Below are 508 nucleotides of genomic sequence, written 5' to 3'. Positions count from 1 at the left end.
TTTGTGCTGGCAAGCTACGGAACTCGAGGTGATGTCGAGCCGTCGGTTGTGGTCGGGTCCGAACTGCAGCGGCGAGGTCGAACCCTACCTGACTGTCGGGCGTGAGCTGGTGCGGCGGGGACACGACGTGACGATGGCTGTCGCTCCCGAGATGGTCGACTTCGTCGAGTCGGTCGGACCGGCCGGCGTCGCGTATGGGCCGGAATTGAAGGCCGTCCTCGACCCGCACCGCGACTACTGGACTTACTGGTTCGAGAACCCTTGGAAGGTTCGGAAGCTCGACCGGATGTGGCGGGAAGTCGTGGAACCCCTCACCCTGTGCCGAGCGGAGGTCAGCAGGACGCTGACGTCCTTGGCAGACGGGGCCGCCCTGCTGCTCACCGGCATGAATTATGAAGACACGGCCGCGAACGTCGCGGAATACTGCGGGATTCCGCTGGCCACGCTGCATCACTTCCCCTGGCGGACCAACGGGGCGATCGTGCCCTTCCTGCCCGCGCCCGTGGGT

General features: G+C 65.6%; 1 pseudogene. It reads left to right on the top strand.

The window, feature by feature from the left end:
- Positions 1 to 31: 31 nt before the first annotated feature.
- A pseudogene (locus A5695_RS29005) lies at positions 32 to 508 on the top strand (glycosyl transferase family 1); the annotation flags it as partial.

It is taken from the genome of Mycobacterium sp. E1747 (genome assembly GCF_001667775.1).
In the GTDB taxonomy this organism is placed as follows: domain Bacteria; phylum Actinomycetota; class Actinomycetes; order Mycobacteriales; family Mycobacteriaceae; genus Mycobacterium.
The sequence above is the reverse complement of the archived record's forward strand: the minus strand, read 5'-3'. Positions and strand labels throughout refer to the sequence as shown.